Genomic DNA, 24875 nt, shown 5'->3' on the forward strand with positions numbered 1-24875 from the left:
AGTGAGCAGGGCGGCTGTTTTCGGAACGGGCTCGTGGGGCACCACGTTCGCGATGATCCTCGCCGAGGCCGGCACCTCCACGACCCTGTGGGGCAGGCGGGCGGAGATCGTCGACGCGATCAACGAGACCCGGGAGAACCCCGAGTATCTGCCGGGGACGCGGCTGCCCGACACCATCCGCGCCACGACGGACCCCGCCGAGGCCATGGCGGGCGCCGACTTCGTGGTGCTCGCGGTGCCATCCCAGACGCTGCGCGCCAACCTCCGCGTGTGGAAGCCGCACATCCCGCCGGACGCCGTGCTGGTCAGCCTGATGAAGGGCGTCGAGCTCGGCACCTGCAAGCGGATGAGCGAGGTCATCTGCGAGGTGGCCGAGGTGCCGGAGCGCCGGGTGGCCGTGGTCTCCGGGCCCAACCTGGTCCCCGAGCTGGCCCGGCGGCAGCCCGCCGCGGCCGTCGTCGCCTGCTCCGACGAGGAGGTGGCCGCCCGGCTGCAGGAGGCGTGCCACCTGCCGTGGTTCCGGACCTACACCAATCCGGACGTGGTGGGCGTCGAACTCGGCGGCGCGGTCAAGAACGTCATCGCGCTGGCCGTCGGCGTCGCGGCCGGCATGGGCCTGGGCGACAACGTGCGGGCGACGCTCATGACGCGGGGGCTGGCCGAGATCGCCCGCCTGGGCGCGGTGCTCGGGGCCGACCAGCACACCTTCGCCGGCCTCGCCGGGATGGGCGACCTCGTCGCCACCTGCACCTCGCCGCTGTCGCGCAACCGCACCTTCGGCGAGAACCTGGGCCGGGGCATGACGATGGCCGAGGTCGTCGCCGCCACGAAACAGACGGCCGAGGGGGTCAAGTCGTGCGAGTCGGTGCTCGAACTCGCCAAGAAGCACGACGTGGAGATGCCCATCACCGAGGTGGTCGTCGGCGTCGTCCACGACGGCATGACCCCCGGTGAGGCCGCCGTCCTGCTGATGTCGCGCACGCCCAAGCCGGAGCGCTACGGCGTCTGACCGGGGTCTGATGGGGTTCTTACCGGAGTCTCATCGGGGATAACGGACTCCCACGACGGGCGTGGCTGACAAGCCGTTTTGCGTCTCGAACACGGTAGATTCGGGCATCATGAACGAGGAGCGCGAGTCCCCGTCACGCGTACGCGTGGCAGTCGTCTTCGGTGGCCGCAACTCCGAGCACGCCGTCTCCCTGATGGGCGCGGGCAGTGTGCTGGAGGCCATCGACCGGACGAAGTACGAGGTCATCCCCATCGGCATCGCCCAGGACGGGCGCTGGGTGCTGGCGTCGGACGGCCAGTCCTACGCGATCGAGTCCGGCCGCCTGCCCGTCGTGGACGACTCCGGCACCGCGCTCGCACTCCCGGGGGACTCCGGCGCCCTCGTGGCCCTCGACTCGGGGGAGATCCCGCGTGCGCTCGGCCGCGTGGACGTCGTGTTCCCGATGCTGCACGGGCCGTTCGGTGAGGACGGGACGATCCAGGGCCTGCTGGAGATGGCCGGGGTCCGCTACGTGGGCTCGGGCGTGCTGGCCAGCGCGGTCGGCATGGACAAGGCGTACATGAAGCTCGTGCTGCGCGCCGCCGGGCTGCCGGTCGGCCCGTTCGTGGTCGTACGCGACCGCGACTGGCGGCTCGACCGCGGCCGGGTGCTCAAGGAGATCGAGGAACTGGGCTGGCCGGTGTTCGTGAAGCCGTCCAGGGCCGGGTCGTCGCAGGGCATCACCAAGGCGCACGACCCCGAGTCGCTGGAGGCGGCGATCGAGCTCGCTCGCGAGCACGACCCGAAGGTGCTGGTCGAGGCCGCCATCGTCGGCCGGGAGGTCGAGTGCGCGGTGCTGGAGTCGCTCGGCGACGCCGCCCCCGAGGCGAGCGTCCCCGGCGAGGTGCTCGTGCGGGGCGAGCGCGAGTTCTTCGACTTCGAGGCCAAGTACTACCCCGACCAGATGGAGCTTCAGGCGCCGGCCGACATCCCCGGTGAGGTGGCCGAGACGCTGCGATCCATGGCCGTGCGCGCGTTCGAGGCGCTCGGCTGCGAGGGCCTGTCGCGGGTCGACTTCTTCTACACGCCGTCCGGCGAGCTGATCGTCAACGAGATCAACACGATGCCGGGCTTCACGTCGCTGTCGGTCGCGCCGCAGCTGTGGGCCGCCACCGGCCTGCCGTACGCCGACCTGGTCGAGCGGCTGATCCAGCTCGCGCTGCGCCGGCCCGCGGGCCTGCGGTAGTCACTCCGGGATGGTCGACTTGATCGGCTCGGCGAGGTCGACCAGCACGGCCCCGGCCTGGTGCTGCTGCCCGATCGTCACCTCCACGTACGCCACCCTGTTGGTGGACGTGAACAGCGTCGGGCGGCGCGGGTCCTGGAACCAGCCGACGCCGTTGATGTCGGCGACCTCGGCCGTCGGCTCCATCGCGGCGGGCCGGGGCACGCCGCAGCGCAGGGCGATCTGGCCGTCGCCCCAGACGGCGACGTACGGCGAGGGCGGTTCGGAGGCGGTCCGGTCGAGCCCTTCGAGCGTCTTCGGCAGCGCCGCGTCGAGCCTGCGGCAGGCCGCCGCCGCCTCGCCGGTCGGCGTGGGCGGCTCCACGCGGACGGTCGTCGAGCAGGCGGCGAGCAGGGTGAGCGCCGCCAGGATCAGGCCTGCCGGTGTGGCGTGCAGGGGCCTCCTCGCCTCTCGCATCGTCTCCTCGGCTCGTGCTCCGCTCAGATGTGGACGATCGGACACGTCAGTGTACGGGTGATGCCGTGCACGGCCTGAATCTGGGCCACCACGAGCTTGCCGAGCTCGTCCACGTTGCTGGCCTGGGCGCGGACGATCACGTCGTAGGGCCCGGTGACATCCTCGGCCTGTGTCACCCCGGGAATGGAGGAGATCTCCTCGGCCACGTTGGCGGCCCTGCCGACCTCAGTCTGGATAAGGATGTAGGCCTGCACCATGACGCCCTCCGGGTAGAGATCAGTGCCGGAGCGTAACCGTACCTCGAATGCACAAGGGGTGTGCTATCACAGTCGGAGATCTCGGCGAATTCGGAGTAATCCAGCGGATATCGGGACGCCTTCCGCGGACTGCGGCCGTACTGCTTGGCCCCGGCGACGACGCCGCGGTCCTGAAGGCGCCCGACGGGCGGGTCGTCGTCAGCACGGACCTCCTGATCGAGGGTAGGCACTTCCGCCGCGACTGGTCGAGTGGCTACGACATCGGCCGGAAGGCGGCGGCACAGAACCTTTCCGACATTGTTGCCATGGGGGCCGATCCCACCGCTCTCGTGGTCGGCCTGGGGCTGCCCGCGGACGTCGGCACCGACTGGGTGGACGCCCTGACCGACGGCTTCCGCGACGAGTGCGACCTGGTCGGGGCGACCGTGGCGGGGGGCGACATCGCCCGCTCGGAGACCGTCGTGCTCGGCGTGACCGCGCTGGGCGACCTCGGCGGCAGAGCCCCGGTGACCCGCTCGGGCGCGCGTCCGGGCGACGTGGTCGCGGTGGCGGGCCGCCTCGGTTACGCCGCGGCCGGCCTGGCCCTGTTCGGGGCGGGGGTGACCGGCGGTTCCCCCGATCTCGTGACCCTGCTGGAGGCGCACCGCCGTCCCCGGCCGCCGTATCCCTGTGGTCCGGGGGCCGCGCTGCTCGGCGCGACGGCGATGCTCGACGTCAGCGACGGCCTGCTGCAGGACCTCGGTCACGTCGCCGACGCGAGCCGCGTGGCCGTGGAACTGGACGCCGCCGCCCTGCCCGTGCCGGAGGCACTGTCCGCGGCGGCGCGCGAGCTCGGGGCCGATCCCCTGGAGTGGGTGCTCACCGGCGGTGACGACCACGCTCTGGCCGCGACGTTCCCTCCCGGCGTACGGCTGCCGCCCGAATGGACGCGTGTGGGAGTCGTCACGGAGGGACACGGAGTGCAGGTCAACGGGCAGACCTGGACCAAAGGGGGATGGGATCACTTCCGTGCGTGATGTGAAATTTGTGACATAGGCGTATTAAATCTGTTATTAAGTATGGCGGTCAGGCAACAGGAAGGACCGTCATGGGCCGTCATACGGCAGGACGCAAGGCACGAGAGGGTCAGCCCTCCCCGGTTCAGGACGACCCCGCAGAGAGGGGTGCCGGTCGCGATCACCTGGCCTTCCGTCCGCCGGCGACGCCCGACGAGCAGCCCCTTGCCAGGCCCGGCCGGTCCGGGCAGTGGCCGGGCGGCGGTGCCGTCCCCTGGCCCGTGCCGCTCTCGGAGGCCGCCGGTGGCCCCGCGACCGGCCCCATGACGGGCCCCATGACGGGCCCTGTGACGAGCAGTGGTCCTGTGACGAGCAGCGGTGCCGTGCCGTGGCCGGTGCCGCCCTCGGAGTCGACGACCCGGATGTTCGCGGCCCTGTCGCCCGAGCGGCTGGAGTCCGAGAGCCTGTCGCCGGTGTCGTTGTCGTCTTCGGAGCGGCCGGCCTCGTCCGAGCTCCTGACGGCATCGTTGGGCGCCGGGGAGGGCGGCCTGCCGCAGGACGGGGACGACCATGCGAAGCCGCCGAGACGCATGCGGCGGCTGGCGCTCGTGTCGGGGCTGTCGGTGATCCTGGCCGTGGGCGTCACGGCCGGTGGAGCACGGCTGCTCGCCGGGCGGACCTCCCTGGCCCTGGATCAGCCGACGACGGCCTGCCCGACCTCGGAGAACTGCGCCGCCGACGCCGGGCCGTACGGAGCCGGGTCCGGCCAGTCCCTCGACGCGACCCCCACTTCCGGTGATCCGACCGGCGACCCGGCCGGGAACGGCCAGGACCGGCCGGGCAAGGAGCACTCCGGCACGTCCGGCTCCGGCCAGGAGGACAGCGGGGCGGGCACCGGGGAGGACACATCCGCGGCTCCCCGGGCCACACCGGTCGCGACGGCCGCCTCGAAGGGCCGGGATCGCGACCACACGTCCGCCCGCACGCGTGCCTCGTCCACCGCCGCCCCGCGTGCGTCGGCCCACCCATCGGGGCAGGTGGACGATGCTCCCGCCGCCGTCACGGCCGACCCGGACGACACGACGGGCACCGGGTCCGGCGACGGCGCGACGCCCGGTGAGACCCCGCTGGACGACCCACGCGGCGAGGACACCGGAAACGGCGAGGACACCGGCGACGCGGACGCGTCTGACGCCGGTGCGAACCGCACGACCGGCGCGCACCCGGTGCGGACGAGGTCCGCCCTCGTCGCCGGAGCCCCCGCGGTGCAGGTGCGGTTCACGGTGACCGACCGTGACGCGAGCGGCTACACGGCCCGGCTCGCCGTACGCAACGAGGGGCCGGACCTGCCCGCATGGACCATCCGGCTGGCCGTCGGCGGGCAGGTGACCGCCGTCGAGGGGGCCGGCTGGCGGCAGCAGGGGGACACCCTGACCCTGACCTCGCAGACCGCGACCTCGCAGACCTCGTTGCACGAGGGTGGCACGCTGACGCTGACCATCCACGCCGAGGGCGCGCCGGCCGCACCCGCCGACTGCGTGCTCTCCGAGGGGCGCTGCGAAATCACCGGCCCGTCCCAGCGCGGCTGACCCGCCCTCTGCGGCGTCGGTGGCCAGGCGGAACGCCCCGGGGCGGCCGGGCGCCGCGTACGCCTGCGCTTCACGGGTGTGCGGCATCGCCATGAGTCTCGGCGTGTGAGTCTCGGCGTGGCCGTGACCCGCTGCCGCCCGGCCCCTGGACCACGGCCGGAGACGGGGCGTTTTCGAGGGAACGGCGGGGGTTTTGGTTGGATGGTCGCATGACCACCCCACCACGTGTCCTGACCATCGCGGGCTCGGACTCCGGCGGCGGCGCCGGCATCCAGGCCGACCTGAAGACCATGCTGACCCTCGGCGTCCACGGCATGAGCGTCATCGCGGCCGTGACGGCGCAGAACTCACTGGGCGTGCAGGGCTACTGGGAACTGCCTCCCGAGGCGGTGCGGGCACAGCTCGACTCGGTCCTCGGCGACATCGGAGCCCAGGCGATCAAGACGGGCATGCTGGCGTCGTCCGTGCTGGTGAAGACCGTCGCGGAGGTCCTCGCGGGCGTGACCGTGCCCGTCGTGGTCGACCCGGTCGGGGTGTCCAAGCACGGCGACAGCCTGCTCGCGCCGGAGGCCGTGGAGACCGTCAAGAGCCTGCTGCTGCCGGCCGCGACCGTGGTCACCCCCAACCTGTGGGAGGTCGAGCAGCTCACGGGCGTCAAGGTCGAGGACACTGGCGACATGCGCCGCGCCGCCGAGGCCGTGCTGGCCCTCGGCCCGAAATGGGCGCTGATCAAGGGCGGCCACCTCCCCGGGGAGCCCGTGGACCTGCTCACCGACGGGTCGAGCGAGCACCGCTTCACCGCCGAGCGGCACGACAACCGGCACACCCACGGCACCGGCTGCACGCTCGCCTCCGCGATCGCGTCGTATCTCGCTCTCGGCGAGGACGTGCCCGGCGCCGTACGGCGGGCCAAGGAGTACGTCACGGGCGCCATCGCACATGGATTCCCCCTGGGCGCGGGCATCGGGCCCGTGGACCACGCCTGGCGGATGCGGACGGACGCCTGAGCCGAGGCGCCCAGGCGCGCCCGCGTCGCCGTCCGGCGCTCGCCCGGAAGCCGCCCCCCGATTGAGGCACGGTCGGCGCAGTGCCTCAGCGCAGTGCCTCAGCGCAGTGCCTCGGCGTAATCCCTCGGCGGAAGCCGTCAGCGGAAGCCGTCAGCGGAAGGCGTCGGCATGGTCGGCGGCCCACTGCCGGAATGTCCGCGCGGGACTGCCGGTGATCTGCTCCACGGTCGAGGTGACCAGGTCGGAGCGGGGACGCCGGGTGCTCGCGAGCAGTGCTTCGACCAGCGCGGGCGGCCTTCCGTCCGCGAGCATCCGCTCCCGTGCCGCCTCCACGGAGACCTCTTCGAAGCGCAGCGGACGGCCGATCGCCTCGCCGATCAAGCGGACCTGGTCGGCCCTGCTCACCACCTGTGGTCCGGTCAGCACGTGCGTGGCGCCCACGTGCCCGTCGCCGGTCAGCACGCGTGCCGCCACCGCCGCGACGTCGGCCTGGTGCACCACCGCCGTGGGAGCGATGCCGGGGCCGCGTACGACACCGTCCTGCCGGATCTGCCCGGCCCACCCCAGGGCGTTGGACGCGATCGTGCCGGCCCGCAGGATGCTCCACTCCAGGCCCGACGCCTTGATGAGGCGCTCCATGTCGGCGTGGAGCCGGTTGATCGGATCGGTCTGCCGTTCGGCCTCGTCGTCCACGCCCGACGACGACAGGTAGACGAGGCGCCGGGCGGAGCCCGCGATCGCGGAGAGGACGGCCGGCGCGCCCTCGGACGTGAGGAAGGGCCAGACCAGGAACACCGTCGTGATCCCGCTCAGCGCACTTTCCAGGGTTTCCGGCCGGGACAGGTCTCCTGTCGCGATCTCCACCTCGTGCGGCAGGCGGGTCGTCCGGGCGTCGCGGACGAACGCGCGCACCGGGACACCGGCGGATATGAGCTGGGCGGCGACTTCCCGGCCGACGTTGCCGGTCGCGCCCGTCACGAGAATCCGGACCATGACCGTGATCGACCACGCCGTGCCACGAATATTCCGGTGCGGCGGATTCTCGCGTTCCCGGTCACGACAGCGCGAGAGCCCGCCACCGGTTCCGGTGGCGGGCTCTCGCGGATGTCAGACGGTCAGCGCGTGACCTTGCCCGCCTTGATGCAGGAGGTGCAGACGTTCATCCGCTTCGGCGTCCCGTTGACCACCGCGCGCACGGTCTGGATGTTGGGGTTCCAGCGGCGGCGGGTGCGGCGGTGCGAGTGGGAGATGTTGTTGCCGAAAATCGGCTTCTTGGCGCAGACGTCGCAGACGGAAGCCACGGTAATCGCTCCTTTGAATCAGTCGATCGGCCCGGCGCCGGTGCAGCGGCTCGTCCGAGCAATGCCGGGACAACCGGCTGGCCACACGAGGATATCCGATGTTCACCAGTGCACGCCAAACGGGACTCCGGCGAACGGGGGATAGTCTCGTACCCGCCAACGGTAGCGCATCGGGGGGCTGGATCGCGCGGAAGGAAGGTCGGCCGGATGCTCAAGGTGCTCGATCCCCCCGCCGTACGCCGCTGGTCGCGCCACTGCGCGGCGGCCCTCGGCCGGGCCAGGGCGGAGATCGACGCGCTCAACGTGTTCCCCGTGCCCGACGGGGACACCGGCACGAACCTGCACCTCACGATCCTGTCGGCGGCCGAGGCGGTGGACGCGCTGCCCGGCGGCGCGGACGCGGACGCCACCTGGCAGGCCCTGACGCGCGGGGCCCTGCTCGGCGCGCGGGGCAACTCCGGAGTGATCGTCAGCCAGGCCGTCAGGGGCATGGCCGAGGTGCTCGGGCGCGCGCCGGGAGGCGGCGCCGACCTGCGCGACGGCCTGACGAGGGCGGCCGAGATGGCCAGGGCGGCGGTGGTCCGCCCGGTGGAGGGCACGGTGCTGAGCGTGCTGTCGGCGGCGGCGCAGGCCGTGCGCGACGCGCCCGACGACCTGGCCGAGGTGGCCCGCCGGGCGGCGGACGAGGCACGGCGGGCCCTGCGCCGTACGACCGATCAGCTCGGCGTGCTGTCCCGCAACGGCGTGGTGGACGCGGGCGCGGCCGGGCTGGTGATCATGCTGGAGAGCCTGGCCGAGGTGGTGACCGAGGCGTACAGCGAGCGGCACGAGGTGCCCGCCCCGGCCGCGCGGATCGCACCCGGGCAGGCGCAGAACACGGGCGGCCCCGGTTACGAGGTCATGTACCTCCTCGACGCGGGCGCCCACGAGGTGGACCGGCTGAGGGGCGAGCTCGACGCGCTGGGGGACAGCCTGGTGATCGTCGGCGGGGAGGGCCTGTGGAACGTCCACGTCCACGTGGACGACGCGGGCGCGGCGATCGAGGCCGGGCTGCGCGCGGGACGGCCCCACCGGATCAAGGTGACCTACCTCGGGGGACGGCCGCACGAGCCCGGTCCGGCGCGGGGCGTCGTCGCGGTCGCCGCGGGGGACGGCCTGGCGGCCCTGTTCCGGGAGGCCGGAGCGGTGGTCGTGCGGCGCGAACCGGGCTCGGCCCCGACGGCGGCGGCCCTGCTGCGGGCCGTACGCGAGGCCGGCACCGAGGTCGCGGTGCTGCCCAACGACGCCGTCGTGCACGACGTCGCCGTGGCCGCCGCGGAGATCGCCAGGGAGGAGGGCGTGACGGTCAGCGTCCTGCCCACCCGGGCGTCGGTGCAGGGCCTGGCCGCGCTGGCCGTGCACGACCCGCTGCGCCGCTTCGACGACGACATCGTGGCGATGACCGACGCGGCCGGGCACACCCGCCACGGGCACGTGTGGGTGGCCGACCGCGAGGCGATGACCAGCGCCGGGATCTGCCGCCCCGGCGACGTGCTCGGGGTGGTGGACGGCGACGTCGCGCTGATCGGCGCGGACCTCACCGAGACCGCGATCGAGGTCGTCCGGCGCCTGGTCTCCGGCGGCAGCGAGATGGTCACGCTCGTCGCCGGCGCGTGCGCGCCCGAGCCGCTCCTGCCCGCCGTACGCGACCACCTGGAGCGGGCCCGCCCGGACCTGGAGATCGTCGTGTACGAGGGCGGGCAGGGCGGTTATCCCCTCCTGATCGGCGTCGAGTAGCCGGATTGTCGGCCCGTGCGGGTAGTAATTGGTGTCGTGACGAGCTTCGACGAGCCGCTCAAGAAGGTGGTCGGCAGGTCGGCCGCCTCGCTGGAGAGCGCCCTGGGCATCAGCACGGTCGGTGAGCTGCTGCGCCACTATCCGCGGCGATACGCGCAGCGCGGGGAGCTGACGCCCATCGCGTCGCTGGAGCACGACGAGCACGTCACCGTGGTCGCCAAGGTGTCGTCGGCCGTGCGCAGGCCGATGAAGAACCGGCAGGGCACCTGGCTCGACATCGAGGTGACCGACGGCAAGGAGAAGCTCCACCTGGCCTTCTTCGGCAAGGGCGCCTACGTGGCGGAGCAGCGGCTCACGCCGGGCACCGAGGCGATGTTCTCCGGCAAGGTCGGCGTCTTCGTCGGCGGGAGGACCAGGCGTGTCTCGCTCACCCATCCCGAATACGAGTCGTTCGACGAGACGGAGGAGACGGCCGAGGAGTTCGCCTCCGCGCTGGTGCCGATCTACCCCTCCGCGCAGGGGCTGCCGAGCTGGAAGATCCGGCGGGCCGTGCGCACGGTGCTCGACGTGCTCAGCCTGGACGACCCGGTGCCCGCCGAGATCCGGGAGCGGCTGGGGCTGCTGCCGATCGAGGAGGCGCTGCGGCGGGTCCACCGGCCCCGCAGCCAGGCCGACGTCGCCCGGTCGCACGACCGGCTGAAGTTCGACGAGGCGTTCGTGCTGCAGGCCGTCCTGGTGCGGCGGCGCATGGCCGCGTCCGCCTGGCTCGCCAGGGCCCGCCCCGGGCGCGACGACGGGCTGCTGCGCGAGTTCGACAAGCGGCTGCCGTTCCAGCTCACCGAGGGGCAGCGGCAGGTCGGCGAGGAGATCGCGGCCGACCTAGCCCGCGAACACCCCATGCACCGGCTCCTGCAGGGCGAGGTCGGCGCGGGCAAGACCGTGGTCGCGCTGCGCGCGATGCTCCAGGTGGTCGACTCCGGCGGGCAGGCCGTGCTGCTCGCGCCCACCGAGGTCCTCGCCCAGCAGCACCACCGGTCGATCGTGAACATGCTGGGCGATCTCGCGGCCGGCGGGATGTTCGGCGGGACGACGGTCGCGCTGCTCACCGGCTCGATGGGGGCCTCCGCGCGGCGGAGCGCGCTGCTCGACGCGGCCTCCGGTGCGGCCGGCATCGTGATCGGCACCCACGCCGTGCTCCAGGAGCACGTGCAGTTCGCCGACCTCGGGCTCGTCGTGGTGGACGAGCAGCACAGGTTCGGCGTCGAGCAGCGCGACGCGCTGCGCGAGAAGGGCGGGGGCGGACGCCCCCACGTGCTGGTCATGACGGCGACGCCGATCCCGCGCACGGTCGCGATGACGGTGTTCGGCGACCTGGAGGTCTCCACGCTGTCCCAGCTCCCCTCAGGACGGGCCCCGATCACCACCCACGTGGTGCCCGCCGCGGAGAAGCCCCACTTCCTCGACCGCGCCTGGCAGCGGGTGCGCGAGGAGGTGGGCCTGGGCCGCCAGGCCTACGTGGTGTGCCCGCGCATCGGCGACCAGGAGGGCGACGAGGGCGACCTGGCGAAGGACGACGACGAGCGCAGGCCGCCCCTGGCGGTGCTCGACGTCGCGCGCATGCTCGCCGAGGGCCCCCTGCTCGGCCTGCGGATCGAGGCGCTGCACGGCAAGCTCGCGCCCGAGGACAAGGACGCCACGATGCGGGCCTTCGCCCGGGGCGAGATCGACGTCCTGGTCGCGACCACGGTCATCGAGGTCGGCGTCGACGTCCCCAACTCGTCGGTGATGGTCATCATGGACGCCGACCGCTTCGGCGTCTCCCAGCTCCACCAGTTGCGCGGCCGGGTGGGCCGGGGCGGGCTGCCCGGGCTGTGCCTGCTCGTGAGCGAGGCCCCGGAGGGCAGCCAGGCCCGCCGCAGGCTCGACGCGGTGGCGGCGACCCTCGACGGGTTCGAGTTGTCCCGTGTCGACCTGGAGCAGCGCAGGGAGGGCGACGTGCTCGGCGCCGCCCAGTCGGGGCGCAAGTCCTCGCTCAAGCTGCTGCAGCTTCTGCGCGACGAGGACGTGATCGAGACCGCCAGGACCGAGGCGACCGCCCTGCTGTCCGCCGACTCCGAGCTGTCGGCCCACCCGGCCCTGCGCGCCGAGATCGACACCATGGTCACCGACGAACGCGCCGAATATCTCGAAAAGGCGTGAGAGCGGGAAATGAAACGGGCGCCGTGTGAACACGACGCCCGTTAAGCGACCCAGGGCCCAGCCTTGGGACGGCCTCCCCCCGAATGCCGTCCCCGGCTGGGCCCGCCCTCGGGTCAGGTGCCGAGGGCGCCGGCGTGCGGAAGGGCTCACGACCACGCCGGCCGGCCTTCCCCTGGGTCACCGCGAAGGCCGCAGAACTCATGATGCGCATGTGACCGACCCCGCGATACGGCTCTTACCCATTCGTCGCCGCGGCTTGCCCACTCTTGACTCCGAGCCCCTCGGCTGTGCCGGGACGGCCGTCGGGGGCGGGACAATGAAGGCGTGACGCGGGTGATCGCAGGGACGGCGGGGGGACGCAGGCTTGCCGTTCCACCGGGGAGATCGACCAGGCCGACGAGCGACCGCACGCGGGAGGGCCTGTTCGCCACCGTGGGCTCCACGCTCGGCCCACTGGACGGGGTCCGGGTGCTCGACCTGTACGCCGGGTCGGGCGCCGTCGGGCTGGAGGCGCTGAGCCGGGGGGCCGGCCACGCACTGCTGGTGGAGTCGGACGCCAGGGCCGCACGCACGATCAGGGAGAACATCGCGTCCCTCGGGCTGCCGGGTGCGGCCCTGCGGGCCGAGAAGGTCGAGCGGGTGGTGGCCCGGCCGTGCGAGGAGCCGTACGACTTCGTCTTCGCCGATCCGCCCTACGCCGTCTCCGACGAGGCGGTCACCCGGGTGCTGACGGCGCTGCGCGACAACGGCTGGCTGGCCGAGGGCGCGCTCGTGGCCGTGGAGCGGGAGTCGAGGGGTAAGGACCTGGTGTGGCCCGCGGGCTTCACGGAAGACAGGGTCCGTCGATACGGCGAAGCGGCCGTTTGGTACGGTCGCGCAGCCGGGAACCCGTGAATCTATGGGGGTGCGCCTTGCGTCGTGTCGTCTGCCCGGGGTCGTTCGATCCCGTGACCAACGGTCATCTGGACATCATCGGCCGGACGTCACGGCTGTATGACGAGGTGGTCGTGGCCGTGCTCATCAACATCGAGAAGCGCAGCCTGTTCACCGTCGACGAGCGCATCGAGATGCTCCAGGCGGTGACGAAGGAGTACGGGAACGTCCGCGTGGAGAAGTTCCACGGTCTGCTGGTCGACTTCTGCAGGCAGCAGGGCATCCCGTCCATCGTGAAGGGCCTGCGCGCGGTCAGCGACTTCGACTACGAGCTGCAGATGGCGCAGCTCAACTATCGGATGTCGGGCGTCGAGACGCTGTTCATGTCCACCAACCCGGAATACTCCTTCCTGTCGTCGAGCAGGCTCAAGGAGATCGCCCGGTATGGCGGGGACGTGTCCGGCCTGGTCCCCGACCTCGTCCACCAGCTGCTGGTGGAGCGGCTCAGAGGCTGAACCGGGCCTGGTATTCTTGCTTTTCAGCCTTGCACGACGGCGGTGATTCGCCATGCCTAACGAGAGCAGGATGAGTCTGCACAGCCTCGATCCCCGAGCCCCCTGGGTGATCTCCACCCATGACCTTGGGCGCCGACCGGGATCGATGCGCACGCTCAGCCCGGTTCTCCCGGCACCGGTGGATCTCGCGGTCGGAATGATCGGCGTTCCCAAGGACGCCGACGTCGAGCTGGACATCCGGCTCGAGGCGGTGATGGAGGGCGTGCTCGTGACGGGCACGGCGCAGGCTCCCCTGACGGGGGAGTGCTCGCGCTGCCTGGAGCCGTTGACCTCGGAGATCGAGGTCGACTTCCAGGAGCTCTACTTCTACTCGGCGGAGGACGCCGGAGAGGACGATCTGCTCCTCGACGGCGAACTGCTCGATCTCGAGCCGGTATTCCGTGACGCGGTGGTGCTCGCACTGCCGCTGAGCCCGGTGTGCGGTGATGACTGCCCCGGTCTCTGTGCGGAGTGCGGGATCAGGCTGGCGGAGGCCGGCCCTGACCACCGGCACGAAGCGATCGACGCCCGCTGGGCGGCGCTGCAGGGTTTGGTTGTGGAACAGGAAGACGATCAGGAGGGTTGACGTGGCCGTCCCCAAGCGGAAGATGTCGCGGAGCAACACCCGCGCCCGCAGGTCCCAGTGGAAGGCGGCGGCGGTCGCACTCGTGAGCTGCCCGCAGTGCCGCTCGCCCAAGCGCCCGCACGTGGCGTGCCCGACCTGCGGCACCTACAACCGCCGTCAGGTCGTCGAGCCGTCGGCCTGATCGCGCGCGCGGTAAGGGACGTCGGGACGCCGGCCGGATCGTCAAAGCGAGCCGGTCGGCGTTACCGTGCTTCAAAGGGTTACCGTGCTCCATAGGAACGTGCGGTGGCGGTTGGACGGTACGCACCGACATGCACGCCCGCGGCCGTGGTGGACGCCGGGGCCATCGGCTCCCGGCGGACCGGCGTCCACCACGCCTTCGGGCCTTCGGCCGGCCCGCCTGCCTCCCGTGCACGGCCCTGCCTGCACCTAGGAGTTGGGGAGGATTTCATGGCCGCGCCGTCTGTCAAGCCCGTGCCCGTCGAGGTCGCGAGAGACGAGCTGTTCCAGACCCTGGATGTCCGGCTCAGCGCCGGCATCCTCGAGCGGGCGCTGACGCACCGCTCGTACGCGTACGAGAACGGCGGACTGCCGACGAACGAGCGCCTGGAGTTCCTGGGCGACTCGGTGCTGGGTCTCGTGGTGACGGACACGTTGTTCCGCAACCACCCCGACCTGCCGGAGGGCCAGCTCGCCAAGCTGCGCGCCGCGGTGGTCAACATGCGGGCGCTCGCCGACGTCGCCAGGACGCTCGACCTCGGCAAATACCTGCGGCTCGGCCGCGGCGAGGAGGGCACCGGCGGCCGCGACAAGTCGTCGATCCTGGCCGACACGCTGGAGGCCCTGATCGGCACGGTGTACGTCGACAAGGGCCTCGACGAGGCGTTCCGCGTCGTCCACCTGCTGTTCGACCCGCTCATCACGCGGTCGGCGTCGCTCGGCGCCGGGCTCGACTGGAAGACGTCCCTGCAGGAGCTCACCGCCGCCGAGATGCTCGGCGTGCCGGAGTATCACGTGGACGAAAGCGGGCCCGACCACGCCAAGTCGTTCTCCGCGGTCGTGCGCGTGGGCGGCAAGGAGTATGGCAAGGGCTCAGGGCGCAGCAAGAAGGAGGCCGAGCAGCAGGCGGCCGAGGCGGCCTGGACCGCGATCCGCGCGGTGCGCGACGCCCGCGAGGGCGCCGGTCCCGTACGCGCCTGAGCACGGGAGACGGCACATGCCCGAGCTGCCCGAGGTCGAGGTCGTCCGCAGGGGCCTGGAGAGCTGGGTCGCCGGCCGGACGGTGGCCGCGGCCGAGGTCCTGCACCCCCGGGCGGTCCGGCGCAACGTCGGCGATCTGCCCGCCCAGCTCAAGGGCCGCACGCCGGCTTCTGCCGAGCGGCGCGGAAAATACCTGTGGCTGCCCCTGCGGGACGACGCCTCCGGCGAGGAGGAGCCCGGTGAGGCGCTGATCGCCCATCTCGGCATGAGCGGTCAGCTTCTGGTCGTGGACCCGCTGTCGCCGATCGAGAAGCACCTGCGCGTGCGCATGGGCTTCGCCGACGGCGGCCTGGAGTTACGCTTCGTCGACCAGCGCACCTTCGGGCACCTCCTAGTGGCGCCCATGACCTCCGGTCTCGGCCGGCCGGTGCCCGAGCCGATCGCGCACATCGCCGCCGACCCGCTTGAGGACGCCTTCGACGACGCCGAGTTCGCCGTACGGCTGCGGCTGCGCCGTACGGGGATCAAGCGGGCGCTGCTCGACCAGTCGCTGATCAGCGGGGTCGGCAACATCTACGCGGACGAGGCGTTGTGGCGTGCCCGCCTGCACTGGGCGCGGCCGACCGAGACGCTGACCCGGCCGAAGATCGCCGAACTGCTCACGGCGGTCCGCGCGGTCATGACCGAGGCGCTGGGGCAGGGCGGCACCTCCTTCGACAGTCTCTACGTCAACGTGAACGGCGAGAGCGGCTACTTCGACCGCTCGCTCGCGGTGTACGGCAGGCGGGACGAGCCCTGCCGCCGCTGCGGGACGCCCATCAGGCGGGAGGCGTTCATGAACAGGTCCTCCTACAGCTGCCCGAAGTGCCAGCCCCGCCCGAGGAGTGCCCGTCCTTAGACCACCCCCCGCTGTGCCTGCCGGAGTCGATCTGGATACTTGTAGGCGTGGTTCGGTTGACGGCATGGGTCCGTGGACGGGTGCAGGGTGTGGGGTTCCGCTGGTGGACCCGCGCCCGCGCACTGGAGCTCGGGCTCGTCGGGTGGGCCTCGAACCTGGCCGACGGGAGGGTCGAGGTCGTCGCCGAGGGCCCGAGGGAGTCGTGCGAGAAACTCCTGTCGTTGTTACGCACCGGAGACACGCCCGGCCATGTCGAGGGGGTGGTCGAGCGCTGGAGCGATGCGAAGAGAGGTATCGCCGGGTTTGTCGAGAAGTAGGGCTTCCCTCAAACCTCCTAAATCCGGTATATTTATCTAGCGAGAGTGCCCACCGGCACGTCTGTGCGGAGCGTTCAGCTTGACCGTCTCCATTGCCGGTGCGACTCTTGAGAGGAACCACGCGCACCCCTCCCGCGGCATGAAGTGCGCGAACCAGTCTGGTCACTCAGCGTGGAGGACCCTTTACTATGGCGAAGGCTCTACTCGGCCACGTCGGCGGTCCTGATCCTCGGATGATCTCGGAAATGCGCCGTCTCCAGCAGCGCATCCGCGACCTCGAGGCAGAACTCACCCGGCTCCAGGCCCAGAACGACGCGCTCGCAGCGCAAACTCGTGACGAGGCCCTGGCCCGGCTGCAGGATCGCGAGCCGGCTCTCACCTGAGGTCCGGCGGGAACGGGAAAGGATTGTAGGGACGCCCCGCAAAGGCGTCCCTTGCCATTTGCGCCGTCGTTCCCCGGCAATTGATTCGACGGTTAACTGATCATTAATAACCGGGCACGGGCGGGATGGGCGAACCGCCCGTCTTGCCTTACCCGAATTCATTTCCCAATCGGCACGTAGGCGCCTATCCCCGCATCCCCGGCCGCCGGAGCTGTAGTCTTCCCCCCAAACGCCAGGCGGCACCGAGGGGGGCGGACGTGTATCTGAAGACGCTCACCTTACGCGGCTTCAAGTCCTTCGCCTCGGCCACCACCCTCCGCTTCGAGCCGGGCATCACCGCCGTGGTGGGCCCCAACGGCTCCGGCAAGTCCAACGTCGTGGACGCCCTCGCCTGGGTGATGGGCGAGCACAGCGCCAAGTCGCTGCGCGGCGGCAAGATGGAGGACGTCATCTTCGCGGGCACCTCCAGCCGCCCGCCGCTCGGCCGGGCCGAGGTCACCCTGACGATCGACAACAGCGACGGTGCGCTCCCGATCGACTACACCGAGGTGACGATCAGCCGGCTGATGTTCCGCTCCGGCCAGAGCGAGTACGCCATCAACGGCGACACCTGCCGCCTGCTCGACATCCAGGAGCTGCTGTCCGACTCCGGCATCGGCCGGGAGATGCACGTCATCGTCGGCCAGGGCCAGCTCGACCAGGTGCTGCACGCGGGGCCGGAGGAACGCCGGGCGTTCATCGAGGAGGCCGCCGGCGTCCTCAAGCACCGCAAGCGCAAGGAGAAGGCCCTCCGCAAGCTCGACGCGATGCAGGCCAACCTGACCCGCGTCCAGGACCTCGTGGCCGAGCTGCGCCGCCAGCTCAAACCGCTGGGCCGGCAGGCCGAGATCGCCCGCAAGGCGGCCGTCATCCAGGCCGACCTGCGCGACGCGCGGCTGCGCCTGCTCGCCGACGACGTGATCACCCTCCGCGACAGGCTGCAGCGCGAGGAGGCCGACGAGGCGGCCGTACAGGCGCGGCGCACCCACGTGGAGGCGGAGCTGGCCGAAGGCCAGCGGCGGGAGGCCGAGCTGGAGGCGGCCGAGAACGAGGCCCAGCCCCGCCTCAAGGCCGCACAGGAGACCTACTACCGCCTTTCCGCTCTGCGGGAGCGGTTGCGCGGTGTGGAGAGCCTCGCGGCCGAACGGCGGCGGCACGCCGCGGACGCCGCCTCCATCGAGCGGCGCGGGCGCGACCCGGAGGACCTGGAGCGCGAGGCCGCCGAGGTGCGCGAGCAGGAACGGGTGCTGGCGGAGGAGCTGGACGAGGCGCGCGAGCGGCTCGACGCCGCCGTCGAGGTCCGCGCCGAGGCCGAGGAGGCGCTGGCCGCCGAGGAGCGGCGCCTGACCGCCGCCTCCCGCGCCGCGGCCGACCGCCGGGAGGCCCTCGCCCGCCTCCGCGGCCAGGTCGAGTCGGCCAGGAGCCGGGCCAGGGCCGCCGGAGACGAGATCGGCAGGCTCACCAAGGCCGTCGAGGACGCCACCCGGCGCGCGGAGCAGGCCCAGGACGAGCTCGACGCGCAGGCACTCGACGAGGCGCCGGCCGACCCCGGGCTCGCGGCCGAGCTGGAGGCCGCGCAGGAGGGCGTCGACCTCGCCCGCGCCGCGGTGGAGGAGGCCAGGGCCGTGGCCGAGGAGGCCGAGGCCGTCGTGGAGCGGGTGCGGGCCGACCTGGCCGCGCCCAGGGACGCGCTGGCCGCCGCCAAGACCGCGGTGAGCACGGCCAGGGCCGCCGACCAGGCGTCGCAGCGTGCGGTCGCCGCCCTCCAGGCGCGGTGCGAGGCCCTGGAGATGAGCCTGGCCGGGGGCGCGGACGGGGCCGCCGCGCTGCTCGGCGCGGGGCTGCCCGGCCTGCTCGGCCCGATCGCCACGCTGCTCGCCGTACGCCCGGGGGCGGAGGCGGCCATCGCGGCCGTGCTGGCCGTGGACGGCGTGGCCGTGGCCTCGCTCACCGCCGCCGTCGCGGCCGTGGAGCACCTGCGTGAGGCCGGCGCCGGCCGCGCCGCCCTGCTGATCGCGGGCGACCGCCAGAGTGATGGCGACCAGAGGGCGCGGCCGGAGACGCCGGTCGCGGGCGCGGAGTGGGCCGCCGATCTGGTGACCGTGCCCGACGAGCTGCGCCCCGCCGTGGAGGCGCTGCTGTCCGACGTGGTCGTGGTGCCCGACCTGCTCACCGCGCGCAAGGTCGTGGACGCCCATCCGGAGCTGCGGGCCGTCACGACGTCCGGCGACCTGCTCGGCGTCAACGCCGCGCACGGCGGCTCGGGCGGCGGATCCTCGCTGCTGCAGATGCGGACCGCCCTCGACGAGGCCGCCGCCGATCTCGCCACCGCCGGAGCCGAGGCCGAACGGCACGCGGAGGCGCTGGCCGAGGCCGTGGCCGCCGAGCGGGAGTGCCAGCTCGCGCTGGAGGCGGCGCAGGCGCGGGTGGCGGAGGCGCAGAGCGGCGTGAGCGCCGCCCAGAGCGGCGTCAACGCGGCGCAGAACGGGCTGAACGCCGCGCAGGCCGGGCTCGACCGCCTGCGCGGCAGGCAGCGGGAGGCCGACCAGCGGGCCGCGGCGGCGGCCAAGCAGTTCGCCCGGCTGGAGGCCGCCGTCAAGGCCGCCCAGGACGAGGCGGCCCGGCTGAGCCGGTCGGTGGTGGACGCCCAGGAGGCGCGCGAGCAGGCCCAGGCCGCGGTCGTGGAGCTGGAGGAGCAGCTCGCCGAGGCGGAGTACGCCGCCGAGCTGGAGGCGGAGCCCACCACCGACACCCGCGACGAGCTGGCCGCCGCCTGCGGCGTCACCCGGCAGGCCGAGATGGAGGCCCGGCTGACCGTCCGTACGGCCGAGGAGCGGGTGCGGGGCATCGCGGGCCGGGCCGACGCGCTGCTGCGTGCGGCGCAGCGCGAGCGGCAGGACCGGGCCAGGGCCGCGGCCGACCGCGAGCGCCGCCGCAGGCAGGCGGAGATCGCCGCGGCGGTGGCCGACGGCGCGCGTGCCGCCCTGAACGCCCTGGAGGGCTCGCTCGCGCGGGCCGCCGAGGAGCGCGACGAGGCCGAGCGGGCCCGCGGGCAGATCGACGCCGAGCTCAAGCAGGTGCGCCTGCGCGTGCGGGAGCTCAGCTCCGAGCTGGACGCCCTGGTCAACCGGGTCCACGGCAGCGAGATGGCCAGGACCGAGCGGCGGCTGCGCCTGGAGCAGATGGAGCAGCGTGCCCTGGAGGAGTACGGCATCGAGCTCGAACCGCTGATCGCGGAATACGGGCCGGGCGTGCCGGTGCCGGGCGACCCGCCCGTGCCGTACGTCAGGGAGGAGCAGGAGAAGCGGGCCAGGACGGCCGAACGGCAGATGACCCAGCTCGGCAAGGTCAACCCGCTGGCGCTGGAGGAGTTCGCGGCCCTTGAGGAGCGGCACGCCTTCCTCACCTCGCAGCTCGAAGACCTCAAGAAGACCCGGCGCGACCTGCTGCTCGTGGTCAAGGAGGTCGACGACCGGGTCGAGCAGGTCTTCGCGGCGGCGTACGAGGACGTGGCCCGCGAGTTCCAGGGGATCTTCCAGCGGGTCTTCCCCGGCGGCGAGGGCCGCCTGCTGCTGACCGACCCGGAGGACATGCTGACGACCGGCGTCGAGGTCGAGGCCCGGCCGCCCGGCAAGAAGGTCAAGCGCCTGTCGCTGCTGTCGGGCGGCGAGCGGTCGCTGACCGCGGTGGCGTTCCTCATCTCGATCTTCAAGGCGCGCCCGTCGCCGTTCTATGTGATGGACGAGGTGGAGGCGGCCCTCGACGACACCAACACGCAGCGGTTGCTCACCCTGTTCGAGGAACTGAGACAGACCTCACAGCTCATCGTGATCACGCACCAGAAGCGCACGATGGAGATCGCCGACGCGTTGTATGGCGTGTCGATGCGCGGCGACGGCGTCACCCAGGTCGTCAGCCAGCGCCTCCGCGAAAAGGTGTGAGGAGAGCGTGGATCGCCCGATCGGGTCGCCCTGTCCGGAGTAATGCGGGCGATCTGGGAAACTGCATGGTGTGGACGGTTACCTCGGCATCATCGTGATCGTGGCCATCGTCGCCATATTGGCGGTGGGTGGCCTGTGGCTGCTGTTCCGGCCGAAGGCGAAGGACCTGCCGCCCGCCCCGCCGGCCCCGCCCGAGCCGAAGGCTCCCGTCGCGGAGGAGCCCGCGAAGACGGGGCTGGGCGAAGAGGACGGCGGCACGACGACCACACTGCCGCCGCCCGCGCCCCCGATCGAAGAGCTGATCAAGGCTCCCGAGATCGAGGTCCCGCCGCCCTCGGCCGGCCGGATGGTGCGGCTGCGCGGCAGGCTCGCCCGTTCCCAGAACGTCCTCGGCCGGGGCCTGCTCGAACTGCTGTCGCGTGACCGGCTCGACGACGAGGTCTGGGACGAGATCGAGGAGACTCTGATCACGGCCGACGTCGGCGTCGCCCCCACCCGGGTGATGGTGGAGGAACTGCGGACGAAGGTGAAGGTGCTCGGCACCCGCACCCCCGAGGAGGTGCGCAGGCTGCTGCGCGAGGAGCTGCTCACGCAGATCGCGCCGGACCTCGACCGCACCCTGCACACCCAGCCGCACGGGGAGCGGCCGGCCGTCGTCCTCGTCGTCGGGGTCAACGGCACCGGCAAGACCACGACCTCGGGCAAGCTCGCCCGGGTCCTGGTCGGCGATGGCAGGAAGGTCGTGCTCGGCGCCGCCGACACCTTCCGCGCGGCGGCCACCGACCAGCTCCAGACGTGGGGTGACCGCGTCGGCGCGGGTGTGGTGCGCGGCCCGGAGGGCGGCGACCCGGCGTCCGTGGCGTTCGACGCCGTGGCCAAGGGCATCGAGGACAAGGCGGACACCGTCATCATCGACACCGCCGGACGGCTGCACACCAAGACCGGCCTCATGGACGAGCTGGGCAAGGTCAAGCGGGTCATCGAGAAGAAGGCGGCGGTGGACGAGGTGCTCCTCGTCCTCGACGCGACCACCGGGCAGAACGGCATGCGCCAGGCGCAGGTCTTCGCCGAGGTGGTCAACGTCACCGGCATCGCGCTGACCAAGCTGGACGGCACGGCCAAGGGCGGCATCGTGATCTCGGTCCAGCGTGAGCTGGGCGTGCCGGTGAAGCTGGTGGGCCTCGGTGAGGGGCCGGACGACCTCGCGCCGTTCGACCCCGAGGTCTTCGTCGACGCCCTGCTGGGCGACTGACACACGCGAGACGGCGACCGGCGCACGCGAGAAGTGCGGGCGGGCCGGGATCCCCCCGGCCCGCTACCCGCCGGCCCTGCTCGGCTCCGCCGGCCCTGCTCGGCTCCGCCGGCCCTGCTCGGCTCCGTCAGCTCCCGAGGAAGGCGCGCAGCTCTTCGAGGTGGGGGGCGATGTCGATGCCCCGCTCCGACAGCCAGTGCGGATCGCCGTAGGTGTCGCGGTAGCGCTCGGCGCCGTCGCAGATCAGCGTGACCACGCTGCCGCGCTCGCCCCGCTCCCGCATCTCCCTGATGATCTGCACCGCCGCCGCGATGTTGGTGCCGGTCGAGCCGCCGACCTCCCTGCGGGTGACCTCCCTGACCCAGTGCATGGCCGCGATCGACAGGGCGTCCGGCACCTGGGTCATCCGGTCGATGACCGTCGGCAGGAACGACGGCTCGACCCGCGGCCGGCCGATGCCCTCGATCCGTGAACCGCCGCCGCCGTGCTCCTCACCGGAGACCCAGGACGGATAGAACGCCGAGCCTTCGGGGTCGGCCACGCACAGCCGGGTCTGGTGGCGGCGGTAGCGGATGTAGCGGCCGATGGTGGCGGAGGTGCCGCCGGTGCCCGCGCCGACCACGATCCACGCCGGCTCCGCGTGCCGTTCGAGCGCCATCTGCTGGAAGATGCTCTCGGCGATGTTGTTGTTGCCCCGCCAGTCCGTCGCCCGCTCGGCGTAGGTGAACTGGTCCATGTAGTGCCCGCCGGTCTCTGCGGCGAGCCGGTGCGACTCGTCGTAGATCGCTCTCGGGTCGTCCACCAGGTGGCACTTGCCGCCGTAGAACTCGATGATCTCCCGCTTCTCCGGAGAGGTGCTCGCCGGGATCACCGCGATGAACGGCAGGCCGAGCAGCCGGGCGAAGTACGCCTCGCTCACGGCCGTGGACCCGCTCGACGCCTCGATGATCGTGGTGGTCGGCCCGATCCAGCCGTTCGCCAGGCCGTACAGGAAAAGGGACCGGGCGAGGCGGTGCTTGAGTGAACCGGTGGGGTGGACCGACTCGTCTTTCAGATAGAGGTCGACACCCCAGTGCGAGGGGAGCGGGAACACATGCAGGTGCGTGTCGCAGCTTCGGTTGGCGTCGGCCTCGACGGCCTGGATGGCGTCGGCCACCCATGCCCTCGTGACCGGATCGTGCCGATCCAGGTGGTTCATGCCCGCAACTCTGACACGTCACGTGGCATGAACACCAAAGGCGCATATCAGGCTCCACCCGGCCGCATCCGGCGGTGGCCAGTGAGATCTGCCACATTTTACTCCGGATTGAGGCTTCGATGTTACTCTAACGAGACTTGTTCGGCTTGCGCGTGACCTGGCCGCGCGAGCCTGGTCTCTACAGCGATGGCGCTGACCAGGCGGAACGACATTAACACCGTGCTTAGGCCCCAAGCGGCACGATGTTCCTTGGCACAACGATGAACGAGTGACCTCGCATGTGTTCCGGCCGGACGGGTAACGGGGGAGAAGTTCCGTAGGGGGAAGAGATGATCTCGACCGACGAGCAGCGGCAGGCATGGTTCGAGCGTGAGGTCGTGCCGGTGACGAGCCAGCTCTACGCGTCCGCCATGCGTTTGACGCGCAACCCCGCCGACGCCGAGGACCTGGTCCAGGAGACCGTCGCGAAGGCGTTCACGTCATATCACCAGTTCCGTGAGGGCACGAACCTCAAGGCGTGGCTGCACCGCATCCTCACCAACAACTTCATCAACGACTACCGGAAGAAGCAGCGTTCGCCCAAGCTGTCGGCCGCCGAGGAGATCGAGGACTGGCAGCTCGCCGCGGCCGAGTCGCACATGTCGACCGGGCTGCGCTCGGCCGAGAGCGAGGCACTCGACCAGATCCCGGACAACGTCGTGATGAACGCCCTGCGGGCCCTTCCGGAGGAATTCCGGGTGGCCGTCTATCTGGCCGACGTCGAGGGCTTCGCATACAAGGAGATCGCCGACCGGATGGGCACTCCGATCGGCACCGTCATGTCCAGGCTGCACCGGGGCCGCCGCCAGCTCCGGGGGATGCTGGAGGACTACGCCCGCGAGGAGGGCGTCGTACGCGTCCCCGAGCAGGCCTGCGCGGCCTGACCCCGGTCCGGCGCCAGGGGTCGGGATTCAGGCGGCGGCGATGAGCGCGATCGCGCCGAGCGCGAACCCGACCCCGGTGATCTGCACGGGGCTCAGCCGCTCGCCGAGGACGTAGCGCGCGAGCAGCAGCGTGCTCGCCGGGTAGAGCGACACCAGGACGGCCACCAGGGTGAGCATCCCCCGCTGCGCCGCGAAGAGATAGAGCACGTTGGCGGCCATGTCGAGCACCCCGGCCGCGATCGTCACCGTGAGACTGCCGGGCACCGGGCGCAGGCTCCTGCGCGTCACGAGGGCCAGCAGCGCGACCAGCGCGATCGACGCGATCCTCGCCCCGAGCAGCGGCCAGGTGCCGGAGTCGGCCGGGGCCAGCTTGAGCAGCACGAAGAACCCGCCGAAACCCGCCCCCGACACCAGGGCGGCGAGGATCGGCCCGGCCTTCGGGCCGCTCGCCCCGCCGTTGTCCGGCTCGCGGCTGACCAGCAGGACGGCGAACAGGCCGAGCACGACGCCCACGAGCGCCAGAGGGGAGGGCCGGTCGCCGGTGAGAAGCCCGAACACCACGGGGACCGCCATCGCGGTCGTGGCCGTGGTCGGGGCGATCACCGACATCATGCCGGTGGCCAGGCCGCGATAGAAGAGCACGATGCCGAAGGCGCCGGCCACTCCGGAGGCCATCCCCCAGGCCAGCGCGGCCGTGCTCGGGTGGCCCGGCAGCACCGGCAGCAGGGCGGCGACCAGCAGCAGGCCGCCGAGCTGGGAGAGCACGACGACGGCCAGCACCTTCGACCGTCTGGTGGCGAGCCCTCCGAAGAAGTCGGCCGTGCCGAAGATCACCGCGCATGCCGTAGCGAGGGCCACCGCCGTCACAGATCCCCCAAGAGATTGCCTTGATAGTGC

24 protein-coding genes are annotated in these 24875 nt (G+C 72.0%); 18 read left to right on the forward strand and 6 right to left on the reverse strand.

The genetic code is table 11. The features are described from left to right. The first annotated feature begins 1 nt into the window (after position 1). Positions 2–1009, forward strand: a complete 1008-nt coding sequence (locus FLX08_RS06855; RefSeq protein WP_142617364.1) for an NAD(P)H-dependent glycerol-3-phosphate dehydrogenase — start codon at positions 2–4, stop codon at positions 1007–1009. Positions 1010–1118: 109 nt separating this feature from the next. Further along, the gene (locus FLX08_RS06860) at positions 1119–2234 is read left to right on the forward strand and encodes a D-alanine--D-alanine ligase family protein (RefSeq protein WP_142617365.1); all 1116 of its coding nucleotides are present in this window, start codon (positions 1119–1121) and stop codon (positions 2232–2234) included. Here the strand turns inward: FLX08_RS06860 and FLX08_RS06865 are convergent, their stop codons facing one another. Continuing rightward, positions 2235–2690 carry a DUF3515 domain-containing protein gene (locus FLX08_RS06865; RefSeq protein WP_142617366.1) on the reverse strand — a complete coding sequence of 152 codons (456 nt, stop codon included), beginning with the start codon at positions 2688–2690 and terminating at the stop codon, positions 2235–2237. 23 nt (positions 2691–2713) lie between these two features. After that, positions 2714–2947 (reverse strand): Lrp/AsnC family transcriptional regulator, encoded by a 234-nt coding sequence (locus FLX08_RS06870; protein WP_142617367.1) that lies wholly within the window; start codon positions 2945–2947, stop codon positions 2714–2716. 47 nt (positions 2948–2994) lie between these two features. On the opposite strand from FLX08_RS06870, the gene FLX08_RS06875 reads away from it, so the two are divergent. The 3 genes from FLX08_RS06875 (at position 2995) to thiD (ending at position 6538) form a co-directional block, all read left to right on the forward strand. Beyond that, positions 2995–3963 (forward strand): thiamine-phosphate kinase, encoded by a 969-nt coding sequence (locus FLX08_RS06875; protein WP_142617368.1) that lies wholly within the window; start codon positions 2995–2997, stop codon positions 3961–3963. Positions 3964–4307: 344 nt separating this feature from the next. After that, positions 4308–5531, forward strand: a complete 1224-nt coding sequence (locus FLX08_RS06880; RefSeq protein ID WP_142617369.1) for a hypothetical protein — start codon at positions 4308–4310, stop codon at positions 5529–5531. Between the two features lie 209 nt (positions 5532–5740). Next, positions 5741–6538 carry a bifunctional hydroxymethylpyrimidine kinase/phosphomethylpyrimidine kinase gene (thiD, locus tag FLX08_RS06885; protein ID WP_142617370.1) on the forward strand — a complete coding sequence of 266 codons (798 nt, stop codon included), beginning with the start codon at positions 5741–5743 and terminating at the stop codon, positions 6536–6538. A gap of 150 nt (positions 6539–6688) precedes the next feature. Here thiD and FLX08_RS06890 read toward each other — a convergent pair whose 3' ends face one another. Beyond that, positions 6689–7531, reverse strand: coding sequence for an NAD(P)H-binding protein (locus tag FLX08_RS06890; protein WP_142617371.1), 843 nt, complete (start codon positions 7529–7531; stop codon positions 6689–6691). 122 nt (positions 7532–7653) lie between these two features. Next, positions 7654–7839, reverse strand: coding sequence for a 50S ribosomal protein L28 (gene rpmB, locus FLX08_RS06895; protein ID WP_030506042.1), 186 nt, complete (start codon positions 7837–7839; stop codon positions 7654–7656). Between the two features lie 207 nt (positions 7840–8046). On the opposite strand from rpmB, the gene FLX08_RS06900 reads away from it, so the two are divergent. The 12 genes from FLX08_RS06900 to ftsY all read left to right on the forward strand — a co-directional run bounded on the left by FLX08_RS06900 (position 8047) and on the right by ftsY (position 21857). Next, positions 8047–9615, forward strand: a complete 1569-nt coding sequence (locus FLX08_RS06900; RefSeq protein ID WP_142617372.1) for a DAK2 domain-containing protein — start codon at positions 8047–8049, stop codon at positions 9613–9615. A 36-nt stretch (positions 9616–9651) separates the two neighbouring features. Beyond that, positions 9652–11814, forward strand: coding sequence for an ATP-dependent DNA helicase RecG (recG, locus tag FLX08_RS06905; RefSeq protein ID WP_142617373.1), 2163 nt, complete (start codon positions 9652–9654; stop codon positions 11812–11814). Positions 11815–12138: 324 nt separating this feature from the next. Further along, the gene (gene rsmD / locus FLX08_RS06910; RefSeq protein ID WP_142617374.1) at positions 12139–12708 is read left to right on the forward strand and encodes a 16S rRNA (guanine(966)-N(2))-methyltransferase RsmD; all 570 of its coding nucleotides are present in this window, start codon (positions 12139–12141) and stop codon (positions 12706–12708) included. A gap of 17 nt (positions 12709–12725) precedes the next feature. Then, a complete protein-coding gene (gene coaD / locus FLX08_RS06915) occupies positions 12726–13202 on the forward strand; it encodes a pantetheine-phosphate adenylyltransferase (RefSeq protein WP_142617375.1) in 477 nt (158 codons plus the stop codon). 70 nt (positions 13203–13272) lie between these two features. Next, entirely contained in the window at positions 13273–13827 is a 555-nt protein-coding gene (locus FLX08_RS06920) for a YceD family protein (protein WP_142617533.1), read from the forward strand. A 1-nt stretch (position 13828) separates the two neighbouring features. Beyond that, on the forward strand, positions 13829–14008 hold the full coding sequence (rpmF, locus tag FLX08_RS06925; protein ID WP_030506036.1) for a 50S ribosomal protein L32: 180 nt from the start codon (positions 13829–13831) through the stop codon (positions 14006–14008). Positions 14009–14277: 269 nt separating this feature from the next. Then, positions 14278–15027 (forward strand): ribonuclease III, encoded by a 750-nt coding sequence (gene rnc, locus FLX08_RS06930; protein WP_142617376.1) that lies wholly within the window; start codon positions 14278–14280, stop codon positions 15025–15027. Between the two features lie 16 nt (positions 15028–15043). After that, positions 15044–15925, forward strand: coding sequence for a bifunctional DNA-formamidopyrimidine glycosylase/DNA-(apurinic or apyrimidinic site) lyase (gene mutM / locus FLX08_RS06935; RefSeq protein ID WP_142617377.1), 882 nt, complete (start codon positions 15044–15046; stop codon positions 15923–15925). Between the two features lie 47 nt (positions 15926–15972). Next, complete coding sequence (locus FLX08_RS06940; RefSeq protein WP_142617378.1) at positions 15973–16242, forward strand: acylphosphatase; 270 nt, start codon at positions 15973–15975, stop codon at positions 16240–16242. 188 nt (positions 16243–16430) lie between these two features. Then, on the forward strand, positions 16431–16625 hold the full coding sequence (locus tag FLX08_RS06945) for a hypothetical protein (RefSeq protein WP_142617379.1): 195 nt from the start codon (positions 16431–16433) through the stop codon (positions 16623–16625). Between the two features lie 257 nt (positions 16626–16882). Next, positions 16883–20605, forward strand: coding sequence for a chromosome segregation protein SMC (gene smc / locus FLX08_RS06950; protein WP_142617380.1), 3723 nt, complete (start codon positions 16883–16885; stop codon positions 20603–20605). A 70-nt stretch (positions 20606–20675) separates the two neighbouring features. Then, positions 20676–21857, forward strand: coding sequence for a signal recognition particle-docking protein FtsY (ftsY, locus tag FLX08_RS06955; protein WP_142617381.1), 1182 nt, complete (start codon positions 20676–20678; stop codon positions 21855–21857). Positions 21858–21984: 127 nt separating this feature from the next. Here ftsY and FLX08_RS06960 read toward each other — a convergent pair whose 3' ends face one another. Continuing rightward, the gene (locus tag FLX08_RS06960; RefSeq protein ID WP_142617382.1) at positions 21985–23055 is read right to left on the reverse strand and encodes a PLP-dependent cysteine synthase family protein; all 1071 of its coding nucleotides are present in this window, start codon (positions 23053–23055) and stop codon (positions 21985–21987) included. A gap of 329 nt (positions 23056–23384) precedes the next feature. On the opposite strand from FLX08_RS06960, the gene FLX08_RS06965 reads away from it, so the two are divergent. Beyond that, positions 23385–23978: a sigma-70 family RNA polymerase sigma factor gene (locus FLX08_RS06965; RefSeq protein ID WP_142617383.1), complete on the forward strand. Its 594-nt coding sequence runs from the start codon at positions 23385–23387 to the stop codon at positions 23976–23978. Positions 23979–24005: 27 nt separating this feature from the next. Here the strand turns inward: FLX08_RS06965 and FLX08_RS06970 are convergent, their stop codons facing one another. Beyond that, the gene (locus tag FLX08_RS06970; protein WP_142617384.1) at positions 24006–24845 is read right to left on the reverse strand and encodes a DMT family transporter; all 840 of its coding nucleotides are present in this window, start codon (positions 24843–24845) and stop codon (positions 24006–24008) included. Positions 24846–24875: the final 30 nt, after the last annotated feature.

The organism is Microbispora hainanensis, assembly GCF_006874475.1.
GTDB lineage: Bacteria > Actinomycetota > Actinomycetes > Streptosporangiales > Streptosporangiaceae > Microbispora > Microbispora hainanensis.